The sequence below is a fragment of the Rhizobacter sp. P3_C12 genome (assembly GCF_056402735.1).
In genome coordinates this window covers 1-2201 of sequence record NZ_JBFUGW010000520.1, presented here as the reverse complement: position 1 = coordinate 2201, position 2201 = coordinate 1, and the positions used below count along the sequence as shown (strand labels likewise).

The 2201-nt window shown below is 61.4% G+C and carries 4 protein-coding genes; 1 reads left to right on the top strand and 3 read right to left on the bottom strand.

Annotated elements, in window-relative coordinates; all coding sequences use genetic code 11:
• Both AC1DXV_RS34020 and AC1DXV_RS34015 read right to left on the bottom strand, forming a co-directional pair.
• On the bottom strand, positions 1 to 1072 hold a 1072-nt coding region (locus AC1DXV_RS34020), incomplete at its 3' end, for a hypothetical protein (protein ID WP_477937974.1).
• Positions 1073 to 1273: 201 nt separating this feature from the next.
• Complete coding sequence (locus AC1DXV_RS34015; protein ID WP_477872078.1) at positions 1274 to 1546, bottom strand: hypothetical protein; 273 nt, start codon at positions 1544 to 1546, stop codon at positions 1274 to 1276.
• Positions 1547 to 1648: 102 nt separating this feature from the next.
• Here AC1DXV_RS34015 and AC1DXV_RS34010 point away from each other — a divergent pair, with 102 nt between their 5' ends.
• Positions 1649 to 2062, top strand: a complete 414-nt coding sequence (locus AC1DXV_RS34010; RefSeq protein ID WP_477937973.1) for a hypothetical protein — start codon at positions 1649 to 1651, stop codon at positions 2060 to 2062.
• 14 nt (positions 2063 to 2076) lie between these two features.
• Here the strand turns inward: AC1DXV_RS34010 and AC1DXV_RS34005 are convergent.
• Positions 2077 to 2201 (bottom strand): transposase domain-containing protein (locus AC1DXV_RS34005; protein ID WP_477871049.1); only part of this gene is annotated, 125 nt, incomplete at its 5' end.

The following is a 2201-nucleotide window of genomic DNA, read 5'->3' as shown; positions in this document are numbered from 1 at the left end:
GGCCAGTACGCCACTCCAGCATATTGGAGCCATCGAGCTGGTAGAGGTCCAGCGCAGCGAACTCGAGCCTTGAATGGAGGCGGAACAGGACAGTCGTACTGGACGGGAATCCGGCTTCAACATATGCCTTGAGCGCGACTCGAGCTGCGCGCAGGAAGGCGACCCAGGTGTCCGAGTTCCAGTTGAAGCTCTCGCCCACGTCGGCGTCCAATGCGGTACCGATGCCGGCCAACATAGCGTAGTCTCCAAAGATCGCCTGACTGAGCGGCTTGTGGTGCCCGAGCAAGCCGACTCGATAGCCTTCGGTTTCGTGGAACAGGAAGGAGTCAGTATTCACGAGAGCCTCGCCGACAATGTTGCGCGTGAATGTGCCGATCGCCACGTCGTGCTTCTTCTGCAGGGCGATCTCGCGGAACAGCGCCAGCGCGAGTACCGGGCCCTTCGCCACGACGGCGCGGCAGAAGCGGCGGTCGGCAATCAGTAGTAGAAAGTCGTTGGCGTAGCCTTCGACCTTCCGCAATGACGGCTCTGCACCTCCTGGTGACGCTCTCGATGGCTTCCGGCGCGAATGGGTGGATGGCGCGTACTTGATCAACCGGCTGGCGGAACGCGCGATCTCATCGGAGATCACTGCGAGTTCRTCTCCTGATCCACGCAAGATCGCCCGATACACGGCACGGACATATCGCTCCGCATTTAGAGGCCCGAATCGCGGCGGTCGAACGAATGCGAACCATGCCCAGCCAAGGAATGTGAGCAGGAAGGTCAACCCGAGCAACCCTTGCCAGATTGCTGGTGTCAGCGGACGACCCACCGGAACAAGCCATCCTTGGGCCCGCCACAGATCTGTCAGGAGGGTGAAAATCCCAACGAGGGCGACGTTGACGAACGCGATGCGCTGAAGCGGGAGCGGTGCTGTCTCGATGCGGAATTGGTAGCGCGCGTCGGCGATCGTCCAGGCGAGCACCAGCAGGGCCATTGCCGCAAGGTATTCGGCGAAGCCGAAGAACTTGGGGCCGTTGGGATCAAGTGCGTAGAAGCAGATGCCGTGAATACAGGTTTCGGTCGCCATGGCTGCAATACTGAGTGAAGGGGCCGTGGCGAAGGCCGCGACCGATTTCAGTATCGCCCACGCTCGAACTCGCATGGCGCCGGCGACCGCCAGCGAGCCGATGTCCTCGGAACGTGCGAGGCGTGAGTCTAAATAGCACCTTCGAGGTTCCGTTTCGAAGCAGCCGCTCGTTACCTACCGCTTCTGGCCGGCCTCCGCCTCTCAACGCAGACCCAACATCGCCTGCATGGCACGCTGGATATCGTTAATCAGAGCTGCAAGTTCCGGCCGGTCTCCATACATGTCGAATTCGCGAACTGCAGTGAGGCCCATCGAGAACGGGCCCGGTCGAATCTCGCCAGCGCACCCTAAGAGGAATGTACGGCACCACGCGAGTTGGCGCTCGATGCTCACGGCGGGCTCGAAAGACTTCTCCGCCATCGGACGGATCTCGGCGAGGGCCGCATCAATCTTTCCGAGGAGTGCTTGTTCCATGCGCGAGTCGAAGAGCGATGTTGGCTAGCCTACCTGAAACCGGTCGCTCGCGAACGACTGCACATGGCCGCGTGCAGTCGGTCGCCCGATAATCGCAGCACGATGGCCCTCTGGCAGTTTGACCTCTTCCTCGTTCCGCGGCTCGGCTCAGCTCCAACGCTGGGCGTTGACGGATGGGTTCGTCCATTGGTGCCCAAACCAGCAGCAAATTCCGCTCGCGAGTTGCTCTCGTCGTGGCTCGGTGAGCCCTGGCTCATGTGCGAAGACATCGCCGTGTTTGGTGCCGAGACTGGCAACAGGATCGCCATCGTTCCCGGAGAAGACGCTGGCGCAGAAATCAGCGCTCGCATCGATGCTCGCGCGGAGAGCCTCCAATTCTGCCGACTGCTGCACGAGCTGGTGTCAGGCATTGATTGCAGGCTCTTCTCGCCGGAGTTCGGCAGCGAGGTCGGCGCAGAAGCAGAAGATTTGCTCGAGGCGTTGATGCGCTGTGAGCGTCTGGCCGTCCCATCTTGACGGCGGTCAGTTGCTCAAGTCTGCGGCGGAGTCCACCGATGAGGCAACAGCTCTTCGAGTCGGCTATTGGGCAGCATCGGCAGCCGCTCCAACACGTCACGCAAGTAGGCCCAGGGGTCATGCCCGTTCAGACGTGCTG